Annotated in this window: 13 protein-coding genes; 3 read left to right on the top strand and 10 right to left on the bottom strand. The window is 74.7% G+C overall.

Annotated features, from left to right (window positions below):
* Positions 1-167: 167 nt before the first annotated feature.
* From ACZ3HQ_RS25170 to yczE, 3 genes are all read right to left on the bottom strand, one after another.
* The gene (locus tag ACZ3HQ_RS25170) at positions 168-1,511 is read right to left on the bottom strand and encodes an MFS transporter (RefSeq protein WP_467514260.1); all 1,344 of its coding nucleotides are present in this window, start codon (positions 1,509-1,511) and stop codon (positions 168-170) included.
* A gap of 62 nt (positions 1,512-1,573) precedes the next feature.
* Positions 1,574-2,350, bottom strand: coding sequence for a glycerophosphodiester phosphodiesterase (locus ACZ3HQ_RS25165; RefSeq protein WP_467514259.1), 777 nt, complete (start codon positions 2,348-2,350; stop codon positions 1,574-1,576).
* Positions 2,347-3,039, bottom strand: coding sequence for a membrane protein YczE (yczE, locus tag ACZ3HQ_RS25160; RefSeq protein ID WP_467514257.1), 693 nt, complete (start codon positions 3,037-3,039; stop codon positions 2,347-2,349). The genes ACZ3HQ_RS25165 and yczE overlap by 4 nt, the downstream gene beginning before the upstream one ends.
* 64 nt (positions 3,040-3,103) lie before the next feature.
* On the opposite strand from yczE, the gene ACZ3HQ_RS25155 reads away from it, so the two are divergent.
* On the top strand, positions 3,104-4,609 hold the full coding sequence (locus ACZ3HQ_RS25155; protein ID WP_467514256.1) for an SCO1417 family PLP biosynthesis transcription factor: 1,506 nt from the start codon (positions 3,104-3,106) through the stop codon (positions 4,607-4,609).
* A 105-nt stretch (positions 4,610-4,714) separates the two neighbouring features.
* Here ACZ3HQ_RS25155 and ACZ3HQ_RS25150 read toward each other — a convergent pair whose 3' ends face one another.
* Positions 4,715-6,322, bottom strand: coding sequence for a hypothetical protein (locus tag ACZ3HQ_RS25150; protein WP_467514255.1), 1,608 nt, complete (start codon positions 6,320-6,322; stop codon positions 4,715-4,717).
* An 89-nt stretch (positions 6,323-6,411) separates the two neighbouring features.
* Complete coding sequence (locus tag ACZ3HQ_RS25145) at positions 6,412-6,606, bottom strand: hypothetical protein (protein ID WP_030810431.1); 195 nt, start codon at positions 6,604-6,606, stop codon at positions 6,412-6,414.
* Between the two features lie 220 nt (positions 6,607-6,826).
* On the opposite strand from ACZ3HQ_RS25145, the gene ACZ3HQ_RS25140 reads away from it, so the two are divergent.
* Together ACZ3HQ_RS25140 and ACZ3HQ_RS25135 are read left to right on the top strand one after the other, a co-directional pair.
* Positions 6,827-7,219 (top strand): ankyrin repeat domain-containing protein, encoded by a 393-nt coding sequence (locus ACZ3HQ_RS25140; protein WP_030810428.1) that lies wholly within the window; start codon positions 6,827-6,829, stop codon positions 7,217-7,219.
* A 307-nt stretch (positions 7,220-7,526) separates the two neighbouring features.
* A complete protein-coding gene (locus ACZ3HQ_RS25135) occupies positions 7,527-8,945 on the top strand; it encodes a HEAT repeat domain-containing protein (RefSeq protein WP_467514253.1) in 1,419 nt (472 codons plus the stop codon).
* 33 nt (positions 8,946-8,978) lie between these two features.
* Here ACZ3HQ_RS25135 and ACZ3HQ_RS25130 read toward each other — a convergent pair whose 3' ends face one another.
* From ACZ3HQ_RS25130 to ACZ3HQ_RS25110, 5 genes are read right to left on the bottom strand one after another with little or no spacing between them, the layout of a single operon-like run.
* Positions 8,979-9,845 carry a 5-oxoprolinase subunit C family protein gene (locus ACZ3HQ_RS25130; RefSeq protein WP_467514251.1) on the bottom strand — a complete coding sequence of 289 codons (867 nt, stop codon included), beginning with the start codon at positions 9,843-9,845 and terminating at the stop codon, positions 8,979-8,981.
* Positions 9,842-10,459 carry a 5-oxoprolinase subunit PxpB gene (gene pxpB, locus ACZ3HQ_RS25125; RefSeq protein WP_467514250.1) on the bottom strand — a complete coding sequence of 206 codons (618 nt, stop codon included), beginning with the start codon at positions 10,457-10,459 and terminating at the stop codon, positions 9,842-9,844. Before pxpB ends, ACZ3HQ_RS25130 begins: the two co-directional genes overlap by 4 nt.
* The gene (locus ACZ3HQ_RS25120; protein ID WP_467514249.1) at positions 10,456-11,223 is read right to left on the bottom strand and encodes a LamB/YcsF family protein; all 768 of its coding nucleotides are present in this window, start codon (positions 11,221-11,223) and stop codon (positions 10,456-10,458) included. Before ACZ3HQ_RS25120 ends, pxpB begins: the two co-directional genes overlap by 4 nt.
* Positions 11,224-11,254: 31 nt before the next feature.
* Positions 11,255-12,094 (bottom strand): putative hydro-lyase, encoded by an 840-nt coding sequence (locus ACZ3HQ_RS25115; RefSeq protein ID WP_467514247.1) that lies wholly within the window; start codon positions 12,092-12,094, stop codon positions 11,255-11,257.
* Positions 12,091-13,395, bottom strand: a complete 1,305-nt coding sequence (locus tag ACZ3HQ_RS25110; RefSeq protein ID WP_467514245.1) for an MFS transporter — start codon at positions 13,393-13,395, stop codon at positions 12,091-12,093. Before ACZ3HQ_RS25110 ends, ACZ3HQ_RS25115 begins: the two co-directional genes overlap by 4 nt.
* Between the last annotated feature and the right edge of the window lie 91 nt (positions 13,396-13,486).

The following is a 13,486-nucleotide window of genomic DNA, read 5'->3' as shown; positions in this document are numbered from 1 at the left end:
GTTCCGGGTCGTGCGTCGCCGTCGTAGCCGCCCCTTGTTGTACCCACCTACGCCCGGTTTGTCACATCTGCTCGCAGATATGACCCAGCGTTTCGCTGTCTTTGACGCGCAGTAACGGTACGCCTGGCAGGCCAAACGCGTACACTACCGCCCTTTCGTGTTGAACGCTAAATCCTCTCGGGAACCGGGTTCCCCGCCTCGCCGATCGCACGCCGGACCGGTACCCGCGCCAGCAGCACGAAGCCGATCACGAAGAAGGCCACCAGGGAGACGATCGCCGAGCGGTAGCTGCCGGTGAGCTGGTAGGTCACCCCGAACAGCAGCGGGCCGAGCCAGCTCATGCCCCGGTCGCTCATCTCGTACGCGGAGAAGTACTCCGCCTCCTTGCCCGGCGGGATCAGGTGGGAGAACAGGGAGCGGGAGAGCGCCTGGCTGCCGCCGAGGACCAGGCCGATCGCGGCCGCCAGCACGTAGAAGAACACCGGCGCCCCGGCGGGCAGGAAGTACCCGGCGGCCAGGGTGAGCGTCCATGCCACCAGGGAGCCGAGGATCGTGCGCTGGGCGCCGTAGGTCCGTGCCAGCCGGCCCATCGCCAGCGCGCCCGCGACCGCCAGCACCTGCACCAGCAGGACCGCGCCGATCAGCGTGGACTGCTCAAGGCCCAGCTCCTCGGAGCCGTACACCGACGCCTGGGTGATCACCGTCTGGATGCCGTCGTTGTAGACGAGGTACGCCAGCAGGAAGGCGAGAGTGCGGGGGTGACGGCGCATGTCCCGCACCGTGGCCGCCAGTTGGCGCAGGCCGGTCGGTGCGGCCGCGGCGCGCGCGTGCCGGTCGCGCAGCCGGCGCAGCGGAATCAGCGCGAAGGCGCCCCACCACAGCCCGGCCGAGGCCAGGCACACCCGCACGGCCGCCGACTCGGAGAGCCCGAAGGAGTCGTGGGCCAGGTACAGCACCAGGTCGGCGACCAGCATCAGGGAGCCGGCCGCGTAGCCGAAGGCCCAGCCGCGCGAGGAGACCCGGTCGCGTTCGGCGGGCGGGGCGATCTGCGGCAGGTAGGAGTTGTAGAGCATCATCCCGACCGACTGCGCCGCGTTGGCCACCACCAGCAGCAGGCCGCCCAGCAGATACCGGTCGCCGTCCAGGAAGAACATGCCCGTGGTCGCGGCCGCCCCGGTGTACGCGGCCGCCGCCAGCAGCGGCTTCTTGCGGCCCGTACGGTCGGCCAGGCTCCCCACCAGGGGCATCACCAGCACCGCGACGATCACGGACAGGGAGACCGTGTAGGCGAAGAACGACCCCGCGCGCACCGGCAGCCCGAGCGGGTGCACATAGCCGTCGGCGTCGGCCGCGTGCCGGGCCACGGCGGTCAGGTACGGGCCGAGGAACACGGTCAGGACGCTGGTGGAGTAGACCGAGCACGCCCAGTCGTACCAGTACCAGCCGCGTTGCTCGCGCCGTGAACCCGCCGTCTCGTCGGACGCCCCCGCCCGCACGGTGTCGATCCCCACCCCGCGCCTCGCTTCCCCGCCGCAGTGCCGTGCCAAGGCGGGGGAGGCGTCGCGGGGCCCGGTCAGACCCAGACGCCGCGGTCCTCCATGACCTCGCGCAACGTGTCGATGTGATCGGTCATGATGCCATCGACCCCCAGGTCCAGGAGCCGGTGCATCCGCTCGGGTTCGTTGACCGTCCACACGTGCACCTGGAGACCGCGCGCGTGCGCCGCCCGCACGAAGCGTCCGTCGGCCACCGGGACGCCCGACTGGGCCTCCGGCACCTGCGCCGCCACGGCCGAGCCGCGCACCGGGGCGGGCAGTCCCCACGAGCGCAGCCGCAGCCCCAGTACGCCCAGCGTGCCGAAGGAGGTGGCCAGCCTCGGCCCCGCGAGCCGCTGCGCCCGGCGCACCCGCGCCTCGGAGAAGGAGCCCAGGCAGACGCGGTCCCAGGCGTCCGTCCGCCCGACCAGCTCCAGGAACGGCAGCAGGGCCGCCTCCGCCTTGACGTCCACGTTCCAGCGGACCTCCGGGAACGTCTCCAGCAGCTCCGCGAAGAGCGGTACCGGCTCCCGGCCGCCCACCCGTGCCTGGCGGACCTCCGCCCACGGCAGGTCGGCGATGCGCCCGGTGCCGTCGGTGACCCGGTCCAGGGAGTCGTCGTGGAAGGCGATCAGCGTGCCGTCCGCGGTGAGGTGGACGTCGGTCTCGATGTAGCGGTAGCCCAGCGCGACCGCCCGGTGGAACTGCGCCACCGTGTTCTCGGTCTTCTCCGGCCCCTTCGCCGCCCCGCCCCGGTGGGCGAAGGGGATGGGGCCGGGGTGGTCCAGGTACGGGTGGCGTATCGGCTCGGTCACCGGCGCAGTATCGCGCGCTCCGGCGTGTGGGCGGCAACCACCCTGCTCGGCACGGGCGCCGGGCGCAGCGCGAAGACGCGCAGGAAGAACTGGGCGAGCGGGCCGATCGCCAGCGCGTACAGCACGGTGCCGGCGCCGACCGTGCCGCCGAGGGCGAAGCCGGTCGCCACCACGGTGATCTCCACGCAGGTGCGGATCAGCCGGATCGAGCGGCCGGTGCGGCGGTGCAGGCCGGTCATCAGGCCGTCGCGCGGGCCGGGGCCGAAGTCCGCCGCGATGTACAGGCCGGTCGCCGCGCCGTTGAGCACGATCCCGGAGACCAGCAGCGCGATCCGCGCGGCCATGCCGTGCGCGCCGGGCAGCACCGACAGGGCACCGTCCATGGCGAAGCCGATCACCAGCACGTTGGAGACCGTGCCCAGGCCGGGGCGCTGGCGCAGCGGAATCCACAGCAGCAGGATCGCGGCGCCGAGCAGAGTCAGCACCACGCCCATGCTGAGGCCGGTGCGGGCGGCGAGCCCCTGGTGCAGCACGTTCCACGGCTCCAGGCCGAGGCTCGAGCGGACGAGCAGCGCCGAACTCGCCCCGTACAGCGCGAGACCGGCGTAGAGCTGGAACAGCCGGCGGGCGAGACGGCCCGTAGCGGACATGGAATACCCCCCTGGGGTGGTGACGGTGGACTGACCCATGTCACTCTGTGGCTTGGGGCGGAGAGCCATCCATGGCCAATCCGGGGAAGGTGGACTGATCTTCATGGCGCATTGGACCTCTGCGGTGGGCGCCGCTCAGCTCGCCCGGCTCCTCAACTCCCAGCAGGACCGCCCCGGTGGCCCCGGCACACGGCGCCCGCCCGCCTACCGCGCGCTGGCCGACGGCATCCGGCTGCTCGTCCTGGAGGGCCGCGTCCCCGTGGCCGCCCGGCTGCCCGCCGAACGTGAACTGGCCCTCGCCCTCTCCGTCAGCCGCACCACCGTCGCCGCCGCGTACGAGACGCTGCGCACCGAGGGCTTCCTGGAGTCCCGGCGCGGGGCGGGCAGTTGGACGGCCGTCCCGGCGGGCAACCCGCTGCCGGCGCGCGGCCTCGAACCCCTGCCGCCCGAGGCGCTCGGCTCCATGATCGACCTGGGCTGCGCGGCCCTCCCCGCGCCCGAGCCCTGGCTCACCCGCGCCGTCTCCGGCGCGCTGGAGGACCTCCCGCCCTACGCCCACACCCACGGCGACTACCCGGCCGGGCTGCCCGCGCTGCGCGCGACGATCGCCGAGCGGTACACCGCGCAGGGCATCCCCACGATGCCCGAGCAGATCATGGTGACCACCGGTGCGATGGGCGCCATCGACGCCATCTGCCACCTCTTCGCGGGCCGGGGCGAGCGGATCGCCGTCGAATCCCCGTCCTACGCCAACATCCTCCAGCTCATGCGGGAGGCGGGCGCCCGGCTCGTCCCGGTCGCCATGGCCGAGGGGCTCAGCGGCTGGGACCTCGACCGCTGGCGCCAGGTGCTCCGCGAGGCAGCCCCCCGGCTCGCCTATGTCGTCGCCGACTTCCACAACCCGACGGGCGCGCTGGCCGACGAGGACCAGCGGCGCCGGCTGGTGGACGCGGCCCGCGCGGCCGGGACCGTGCTGGTCGCCGACGAGACGATGAGCGAGCTGTGGTTCGAGGAGGAGCTGGGCCGGAACATGCCCCGCCCGATGTGCGGCTTCGACCCGGCCGGTTCGACCGTCATCACCGTCGGCTCGGCGAGCAAGGCGTTCTGGGCCGGGATGCGCATCGGCTGGGTGCGGGCCGCCCCCGACGTCATCCGCAGCCTGGTCGCCGCGCGCGCCTACGCCGACCTCGGCACCCCGGTCCTCGAACAGCTCGCCGTGCACTGGCTGTTCACCAGCGGCGGCTGGGAGCAGGCCGTGGCGCTCCGCCGCTCCCAGGCCCGCGACAACCGCGACGACCTGCTCGCCGCCCTCCGCCGCGAACTGCCCGGCTGGGAGTACGAGGTCCCCTCCGGCGGTCTCACCCTCTGGGTCCGCGCCGGGGGCCTGTCCGGCTCCCGCCTCGCCGAGGTGGGCGAGCGGGTCGGCGTCCGCGTCCCCTCCGGCCCCCGCTTCGGCGTCGACGGCGCCTTCGAGGGGTACCTGCGGCTGCCCTTCACGGTCGGCGGCGCGGTGGCCGACGAGGCGGCGGCCCGGCTGGCGTCCGCCGCGCGGCTGGTGGAGTCGGGGGTCACCGGGGGCGGGGAGGCGTCGGGGGCGTTCGTGGCGTGACCCTGCGGGGGCCTTGGGGTTTCGGCGGGCTCAGAGGCTCACTCGGTGCATACGAAACGTGCCCGCTCCGACCTCTCGGAGCGGGCACGTGCGTGTGTACGGAGATCAGGCCCGGTCCGCCGGGACCGCGTCCGCCGGCTCGGCGGGGGAGACGACCTCCATGGAGCGGGCCGGCTCCGATTCCGCCGGGGTGACACGCTCCGGCAGCAGGGACAGCACCGCCTGGCGCTCCGGTTCCGGGGTCGCCTCGTCGTAGGGGTCCGGGGTGGCCGGGACCTGGAGGCGGTGGACGGGGCCGGAGCCGAGGCGGGCGTAGCCGCGGCCGGGCGGGGTCCGGTCGGGCGGCGTGGTGGGCGGCGGGGCGCCCAGGAAGGCGGCGACCTGCTGCGGGGAGGCCGGGCCGAGGACCACCCGGGCGCGGGTGTGCTGGCCGATCGCCTCGCTCAGGGTGTCCGCGCTGTCGAACTGCTCGGCCACCACCACCGTCACCCCCGCCGCCCGCCCGTGCCGCAGCGGGACCTGGAGCAGGGCCTGCGGGTCGGTGCGGTGCTCCGCCTCCGCGAGGTGGGTGAAGACGGTCGGGCGGTCCAGGAGGACCCACAGGGGACGCGTGGTGTCCTCCGGTGGCGGACCACCCGCCTGCCGGGCCTGGTTGACCGCGAGGAGCCGCCGCTCGGTCTCCTGCGCGGCCCACTCGAGACCGGCCACCGCCCCGGCCGGCGCACACTCCACGGCCAGCACGCCCGCCCGGCCGATGAGGCAGGAGTACTCGCCGGTGCCGCCGCCGTCGACGATCATCACGTCGCCGTGCCGCAGCGCCTGGAGGGCGATGGAGCGCACCAGCGTGGACGTGCCGCTGCCCGGCTGGCCCATGACCAGCAGATGCGGCTCCGGCGAGCGGCTGCCGGTGCGCCAGACCACCGGAGGCACGTCGCACGTCTCCTCGCCGTAGGAGAGCGGGAGGGTGCGCTGGACCTCGTCGGGGTCGGTGAAGCCGAGCACCGTCTCGCCCGGCGCGGTGACGAAGTGCTGGGCGGTGACGTCGGTGGGCAGGGCGGCGAGGACGCTCAGCGTGAGCCGGTTGCCCTCCTCCTCCCAGGCGAAGCGGTACTCCCGGCCGCGCCCCGCCTTCGCGGTCAGCAGTCGCTCGACCCGCGCGCGGGACTCCGGGTCGCCGTCCGGGAAGTACGCCGGGTAGCGGATCACGATCCGCTCCAGCCGGCCGCCCTCGTCGAACTCGTGCTCCGTGAAGACCGCGTCCCAGGCGCCGCCGTGCGCGTACAGCGGGGCCGGGTCGTCGGCGGTGGAGAAACACGGCACCAGCGCCTCGTACAGCGACTGGAGCCGTTCGGCCTGCGCCGGGTCGGGTCCCTCGGGCGCGGCCGGGGTGTGGTCGCGTCCGTACCAGGCCGCCGCGACCATCAGGGACACGGCGGCCAGCAGCGGGCCGTACGGCATCAGCGCGACGGCCATGACCACGGCTGCCGCCAGGAACAGCAGCGGACCCCGCTTGTCCTTCGGGGTGGCCGCCACCTTGGCCCGGCCGGCCAGGGCCAGCCGGCGCAGGCCGCGCGAGATGGTGATCAGCGGGTGGAGGACGTCCGTGGCGCTGTCGGCCGCCGTCCGGGCCAGCTCCCGGCTCCGGGCGAGCTGGGTGCGGGCGAGCTGCGCGCTGTCCTTGCTCAGAATGCGGGGGAGTGGGCGCCGGGCCACTGCTGTCTCCTGGAGGTGGGTACGGGCGTGGGGAGACTCCCCCTCGGACGGGACCCGCCGGTCCGCGTGACCTCGGGGGAGGGGCGCGCTCAGAACTTGATGCCGCCGAGGAGGCTCGCCAGGCTCTCGCCGCCCGCCTTGATGCTGGGCGCGATGGCCGTGCTCGCCAGGTAGAAGCCGAACAGCGCCGAGACGACGGCGTGCGATCCCTTGAGCCCGTCCTTGCGGAAGAACAGGAAGACGATGATGCCGAGCAGGACCACGCCGGACATGGAGAGGATCATTTGGGACCTCCTGGTGTCGAAGGGGGGACAGTCACCATGAGTACTTCCAGGATCACAGAATGTATCCATACGATAAAAGGTGCAAGTGGGTGAAATTCGGCGTTTTTCCCACGGGTGGTGGAACCGTCGGTCACCCGGCCGGGCAGGGCCCCCACGCCGGTGCGCGAGCCAGTACGCTGGCGATTCACCCGAACGGAAGTCATGAGAGGCGGTCCGGCCGATGAGCGAAGCCCCCGACCCGCAGGTCGTGGAGCTGGCGACCAAGATCTTCGACCTGGCCCGGCAGGGCCGGACCGAGGAACTGGTCGCCTACGTCGACGCGGGGGTCCCGGTCGGGCTCACCAACGACCGCGGCGACTGCCTGGTGATGCTCGCCGCGTACCACGGGCACGCCGACGCGGTCCGGGCGCTGCTCCAGCGCGGCGCCGACGCCGACCGGATCAATGACCGGGGGCAGACCCCGCTCGCCGGAGCCGTGTTCAAGGGCGAGACGGCGGTCATCCAGGCGCTGCTCGACGGCGGCGCCGACCCGGCCGCGGGCACGCCCTCGGCCGTCGACACCGCCCGCATGTTCGGCAAGATCGAACTTCTGGAACTGTTCGGCGCGCACTGACACTTCGGCAACCGGCCCCTTCGAGGGGCGGAGATCCACGGGGGGAGGCGGAGGGGGACCGCCGTAAATACGGTCGCGGCGGCACAAACCGCGGGTCATCATGACGACGTGATTCACGGACGTGATGGCCGGGCGGGAGATGCCGCACCACGCGGGCCGTGAAGCGGCCCGCAAGGGGCCCCGACGAGAGGCAGAGAGAAAATGGGCAGCAGCAAGCACGAGACGGCGGGCGCTCCGACGTTGTGTCACGCGGCCAGGTGATGAGTGGTCCCCGGTTGCGTCGACGCTTGATGTGAGGCTGTTTCCCATGTTCGATCCGGTCATAGCGCCCAGCGGTACCCTGCTCGGCCTGTTCCAGCGGGGCCGGGGCGACGGCACCCTGCACGCGCTCACCGCCCCCCGCGCCGAGGCGCTCCAGGCCCTCGACCACTGCGTCCTCCACGATCCCCGCCACGACTGGCAGGTGGAGAACCGCTCCCTCTACTACGCCCGCCTCTACCTCGACCTGAACGGCGGGCTGGACGCCATCGAGGCCCACCTCCTCGACCCCGTGGACGCCCTCGACACCGAGGAGTCCCGCACCGGGCTCGCCCTCGCCGTCCTCGGCCACCTCGCCTCCTACGGCAGGCTCGACGCCCTCGCCCTGCTGCGCCGGTACGCCGCCCAGGGCGCCAACTGGGCCTGGGCGCTGGACGAGTTGGCGCTGCGCGACGACGACGCGGGCCTGCGCGCCCTCGCCGCCCCCGTACTGGCCCGCTTCGGCACCGACCCGGCCGGCGAGGCCGAACTCGCCGCCGTCGTACGCGACGCCTTCGAGCCCAGGCCCTGGCGGCTGTGGGCCGACGACCCGCGCGAGTCCGTCTCCGCCCGGGTGCGTGCCGCCCGCGAGGCCGGCAGCTTCGACCGCTGGCAGCAGCAGATGCGGCCCGCCGGGCCCCGGCCGGGCTGGAGCGTGGACGCCGTGTTCGAGTGGGCCCAGCAGGGCCTGGAGCGCGGTGCCGCCCTCCATGTCCCCGCCGCCCGCTGCCTGGTCGCCGTCGCCGCGCCCGAGGACCGGCCGGAGATCCTGGCCGCCGCCCGCTCCGGCACCGACGGCGCCCGCTGCACCGCCCTGCGCTATCTCGCCGACAGCGGGGCGCCCGAGACGCTCGACCTGGTCGAGGCCGCCGTCGCGGACGGCCCCGGTGTGGTGGTGGACGCCGCGCTCGACGCCTTCGAACGGATGCGCACCCCGGCCGCCGTCGACCGCGCCCGCCGCTGGGCCCAGCGGCCCGACGCGCTCGGCGCCGCCGCCGGACGCGTGCTGGCCTGCCGGGGCGGCGCGAAGGACAGCGACCTCGTCCTCGGCGCCCTGCGCGAGGCCGTGCGGGGCGAGGGCCCCGACGCGCCCACCCTGTGGACTCTGGTCGACGGCGCCGGACGCCTGGGCATCGCCTGCGCGGCGCCCGTACTGCGCCACATCTACCGGGAGACGGCCTCCTCCCATCTGCGTGGCCGCGCCGCCCGCGCGCTCGCGGCCACCGACCCCTCCTTCGCCGCCGGGTTCGCCGTCGAGTGCCTGTGGGACTGCGAGGAGACCACCCGCGAACTGGCCGCCCGCCACGCCGAGACCGGCGACGCCCGCGTCGTCGAACGCCTCCGCCGCCTGGCCGCCGACCCCGCCGAGGAGGACGAGGTCCAGACGGCGGTCCGCAGCCGCTTCGAACAGGACCCGCAGACCCTGTGAGCACGGGGCCCGCCGGCCCGCCGGCGGGCCCCTTCAGCGGCGTACGGGTACGAAGCGCAGCGGTGTCCCCGGCCTCGCCTGGGCCGCGCCCGGCAGGTCCGCCGGGTGGACCACCGCCGAGACCGGGTAGCCGCCGGTCGTGGGGTGGTCGGCCAGGAAGATCAGGGGCAGACCGTCCGGCGGGACCTGGACCGCCCCCAACACGATTCCCTCGCTGGGGAGTTCGCCCGGCCGGGCGCGTTCCAGCGCGGGTCCCTCCGTGCGCAGGCCGATGCGGTTGCCGGCCGGGGAGACCCGGTACGTACGGCTCGTCAGGTCCGTGAGGGCCCGCGGGGTGAACCAGTCCTCGCGGGGCCCCAGCGTCACCCGGAGCACCAGCTCGGCCGGGGGCGCCGGCTGCGGGGCGGTGTCCAGGCGGGCCGGAGCGGCCGCCGGCCGGCCCAGCGGGAGCACCGCGCCGTCGGCGAGCGGCGGTGGGCCGAGGCCCGACAGCAGGTCCGTGGCCCGGCTGCCGAGCACCGGCTCCACCGCGACCCCGCCCGAGACCGCCAGGTAGGACCGCACCCCCGCCACCGCCGCCCCCACCTCCAGCACCTCGCCGGAGGGCACCCGGAACGGTGCGCCCCAGGGCGCCGGGCGGCCGCCCACCGCCACCGGACAGGGCGCCCCGCAGACCGCGACGACGACCGCCGAACGGGCCCGTACGGCACAGCCGTCGAGCGTCGTCTCCAGCACGGCCGCGTCCGGGGAGTTGCCGACCAGCCGGTTGGCGAGCGCGGCGGCGGGCTGGTCCAGGGCGCCGGAGCGGGGGACACCCAGGTGGGCATGGCCGGGCCGCCCCCGGTCCTGCACGGTCGTCAGCGCGCCCGCCCGAACCACCACCAGCGCACGGTCCGTCACGCGGCCCCCACCGGCGTGAAGCGCACCCGCGTGCCCGGCGCCAGCAGGGCGGCCGGTTCCCGCGCGGTGTCCCACAGCACGGCGTCCGTACGGCCGATCAACTGCCAGCCGCCCGGCGACGAACGCGGATACACCCCGGTGTACGGCCCGGCCAGCGCGACCGACCCGGCCGGGACCGCCGTACGCGGGGTGGACCGGCGCGGCACGTACCGGTGTTCCGGCAGGCCGGTGAGGTAGCCGAAGCCCGGGGCGAAGCCGCAGAAGGCCACCGTGAACTCCGTGTCCGCGTGGATCTGGGCCACCTCGCGCGCGGACACGCCCCAGTGCGCGGCGACCTCCGCGAGGTCGGGTCCGTCGTAGCGCACCGGGATCTCGACCGGGGCGGAGTCGACGGGAGGCATGGGCGGCGGCTCGGCGGCGGTCAGTTCGGCGGCCCGGCGTACCGGGTCGTCCACGCCGTCCAGCAGGACCGTACGGGCCGCCGGGACGATCTCGCGGGCGGTCAGTGAGCCCGCCGCGCGCCGCCGCAGCAGCTCCGCGTGCAGGGCCCGCGCCTGCTCGGCGGAGGCGACCTCCACCAGCAGGGCGTGCGCGCCCACCGGCAGCGCCCTCACGCGAACGCCTCCACCGGCACGCCCGCCGAGGCCAGCCGGGTCCGCACCCGCCGGGCCAGCTCGACCGCGCCGGGGGTGTCGCCGTGCAGGCACAGGGAGCGCGCCCTCACCCGGATGCGGGCGCCGGAGAGCGCGGTGACCTCGCCGGAGCGGGCGAGGTCCAGCGAGCGGTCCACCACCGTCTCCGGGTCGCTGACCACGGCACCCTCCCGGTCGCGCGGCACGAGCGTGCCCTCGTCGGTGTACGCGCGGTCCGCGAACGCCTCCGGGACCGCCCGGAGGCCCGCCTTCCCGGCCGCCTCCAGCAGGCGCGAGCCGGGCAGCCCCAGCACCGGCAGCCGGGCCCCGGCCAGCAGCACCCCGTCGACCACCGCGCGGGCCTGCTCCTCGTCCCGTACGGCCCGGTTGTACAGGGCGCCGTGCGGCTTGACGTAGGCCACGCGGGCGCCGGCGGCCCGCGCGAAGACCTCCAACGCGCCGATCTGATAGGCGACTTCGGCCGCCAGCTCGGCGGACGGCACGTCCATCGCGCGCCGGCCGAAACCGGCGAGGTCGCGGTAGGAGACCTGGGCCCCGATCGCCACCCCGCGCGCGGCGGCCAGTTCACACACCCGGCGCATGGTGACCGCGTCCCCGGCGTGGAAGCCGCAGGCCACATTGGCGCTGGTGACGACGGTCAACAGCCCCTCGTCGTCGGTCAGTCGCCAGCGGCCGAAGCCCTCCCCCAGGTCGGCGTTGAGATCGACCGGCTCGGTCACGGTCATCGGGTACGGACCTCCTCTGGTGGTACACGGATCAGTCGACGCCGACCACGCGGTACTGCTCGTCGCGGGCGTCGGTCAGGAACATCTGCCCCGGCGCGTGCGTGAGGGCGAACGGCGGCCGGGAGGCCGTCACCGCCGCCTGCGGGGTCACCCCGCACGCCCAGAACACCGGGATGTCGTCCGGCGCCATCTCCACCGGGTCGCCGAAGTCGGGGCGGCCCAGGTCCGCTATGCCGAGGGCGGCCGGGTCACCGCAGTGCACCGGGCCGCCGTGCACGGCGGGGAGCAGCCCGCTCTCCCGGATCGCGGCCCGCAGGTGCTCCGGCGGCACCGGACGCATCGACACCACCATCGGCCCGCGCAGCCGTCCCGCCGGGCGGCACTGGCGGCCGGTCACATACATCGGCACGTTGCGGCCCTGCTCGACATGGCGGATCGGTACGCCCGCCCCGGCCAGCGCCCACTCGAAGGTGAAGCTGCACCCCAGCAGGAACGCCACCAGGTCGTCCCGCCAGTACGGGCGTGCGTCGGTGGGCTGGGCCACCAGCTCGCCGTCCTGCCACACCCGGTAGCGCGGCAGATCGGTGCGCAGGTCGGCGTCCGGCGCGAGGACGGTGGTGACCGCGCCCGCGTCCGTCACGTCCAGCACCGGGCAGGGGCGGGGGTTGCGCTGGCAGAACAGCAGCATGTCGTAGGCCCAGTCGGCGGGCACCGCGATCAGGTTGGCCTGGGTGTGCCCCGCGGCGACACCCGCCGTGGGGCCGGTCAGGCCCGCGCGGAAGCGGGCCCGCGCGGTGCGGGGGCTCCAGTCGCGGGCGCCGGTCTCGGCCAGGGCCACCGGACGGTCGCCGGTCAGGTCGGGGCGGGTCATGCCAGCTCCCGCCCGCGTGTCTCCGGCAGCCCGAACAGCGCCAGCGCGGCCAGCCCGTAGCCCGCCGCGCCGAACGCCAGCGCACCGCCGACGCCCCAACTGTCGGCCAGGAAGCCCACCAGCGTCGGGAAGACCGCGCCCACCGCGCGCCCGGTGTTGTACGTGAAGCCCTGTCCCGTACCGCGCACCGGCGTCGGGTACAGCTCGCTCAGGTAGGAGCCGAAGCCGCTGAAGATGGCGGACATGCAGAAGCCGAGCGGGAAGCCCAGCACCAGCAGCAGGGTGCTCGCGCCGGACGGGATGCGGGCATAGGCCAGCACGCAGACCGCCGACAGCAGCGCGAAGAGCCAGATGGTGCGGCGCCGGCCCAGCCGGTCGGTGAGGTGGCCGCCGGTCAGATAGCCGAGGAAGGCCCCGGATATCAGCAGCGCCAGATAGCCGCCGGTGCCGACGACGGAGAGGCCGCGCTCGGTCTTGAGGTAGGTCGGGACCCAGGTGGCCAGCGTGTAGTAGCCGCCCTGGACCCCGGTGGAGAGCAGGCTCGCGAAGAGCGTGACGCGCAGCAGGCCCGGCTCGTCGGCCGTGCCCGGCCGGAAGATGGCCGCGAACGAGCCGCGCTCCGGGCTGTGTTCGCGGGCCGCCGCGGCCTGCGGCGCGTCGTGCACCTGGCGGCGCAGCCACACCACCAGCAGCGCGGGCAGCGCGCCGGTCCAGAACAGCACGCGCCAGGCCAGGTCCTCACCGACGAAGGAGAACACCAGGGTGTAGACGATCACGGCCAGACCCCAGCCGACCGCCCAGGAACTCTGCACCACGCCGAGGGTGCGCCCCCGGTGCCGCGCGCTCGCGTACTCGGCGACCAGGATCGCCCCGACCGCCCACTCACCGCCGAACCCGAGCCCCTGGAGGGCGCGGAAGAGCAGCAGCGTCTCGTAGGTGGGGGCGAAGCCGCAGGCGACGGTGAACACCGCGTAGGTGACGACGGTGATCATCAGGGCCCGGACCCGGCCGATCCGGTCCGCGAGCATCCCCGCCAGGGCGCCGCCGACGGCGGACACCACCAGTGTGACCGTGGTCAGCAGGCCGGTCTGGCCGCTGTCGAGATGGAAGTACGCGGCCAGCGCGACCATGGTCAGCGGCAGCGTGAAGTAGTCGTAGGAGTCGAGGGCGTAGCCCCCGAAGGCGCCGGCGAAGGCGCGGCGGCCGCGCGGGCCGAGGGCGCGGAACCAGCCGAACGGGCCTTCCTCGTGGGCGGCTTGGTCCGGGACGGCGGTCAGCTCGGGCGGGGGAGTCGTGCTCATGGGCGGCACCTCGCAGAAGCGGGAGGGGGGTGCGGGTGGGTGAGCCGTGGGGAGCACCGTAGAGGATCGTTGAACGATCCTTCAATGGGTC

The organism is Streptomyces sp. NPDC018263 (assembly GCF_055562575.1).
Note: the sequence above shows the minus strand (reverse complement) of the source record. Positions and strands in the feature narration are given on the sequence as shown.

Coding starts and splice junctions, on each gene's coding strand:
- ACZ3HQ_RS25120 (WP_467514249.1), bottom strand. CDS start 11,223: ATGACCGTGACCGAGCCGGTCGATCTCAACGCCGACCTGGGGGAGGGC.
- ACZ3HQ_RS25155 (WP_467514256.1), top strand. CDS start 3,104: ATGGCGCATTGGACCTCTGCGGTGGGCGCCGCTCAGCTCGCCCGGCTC.
- ACZ3HQ_RS25110 (WP_467514245.1), bottom strand. CDS start 13,395: ATGAGCACGACTCCCCCGCCCGAGCTGACCGCCGTCCCGGACCAAGCC.
- ACZ3HQ_RS25145 (WP_030810431.1), bottom strand. CDS start 6,606: ATGATCCTCTCCATGTCCGGCGTGGTCCTGCTCGGCATCATCGTCTTC.
- ACZ3HQ_RS25115 (WP_467514247.1), bottom strand. CDS start 12,094: ATGACCCGCCCCGACCTGACCGGCGACCGTCCGGTGGCCCTGGCCGAG.
- ACZ3HQ_RS25135 (WP_467514253.1), top strand. CDS start 7,527: ATGTTCGATCCGGTCATAGCGCCCAGCGGTACCCTGCTCGGCCTGTTC.
- ACZ3HQ_RS25140 (WP_030810428.1), top strand. CDS start 6,827: ATGAGCGAAGCCCCCGACCCGCAGGTCGTGGAGCTGGCGACCAAGATC.
- yczE (WP_467514257.1), bottom strand. CDS start 3,039: ATGGGTCAGTCCACCGTCACCACCCCAGGGGGGTATTCCATGTCCGCT.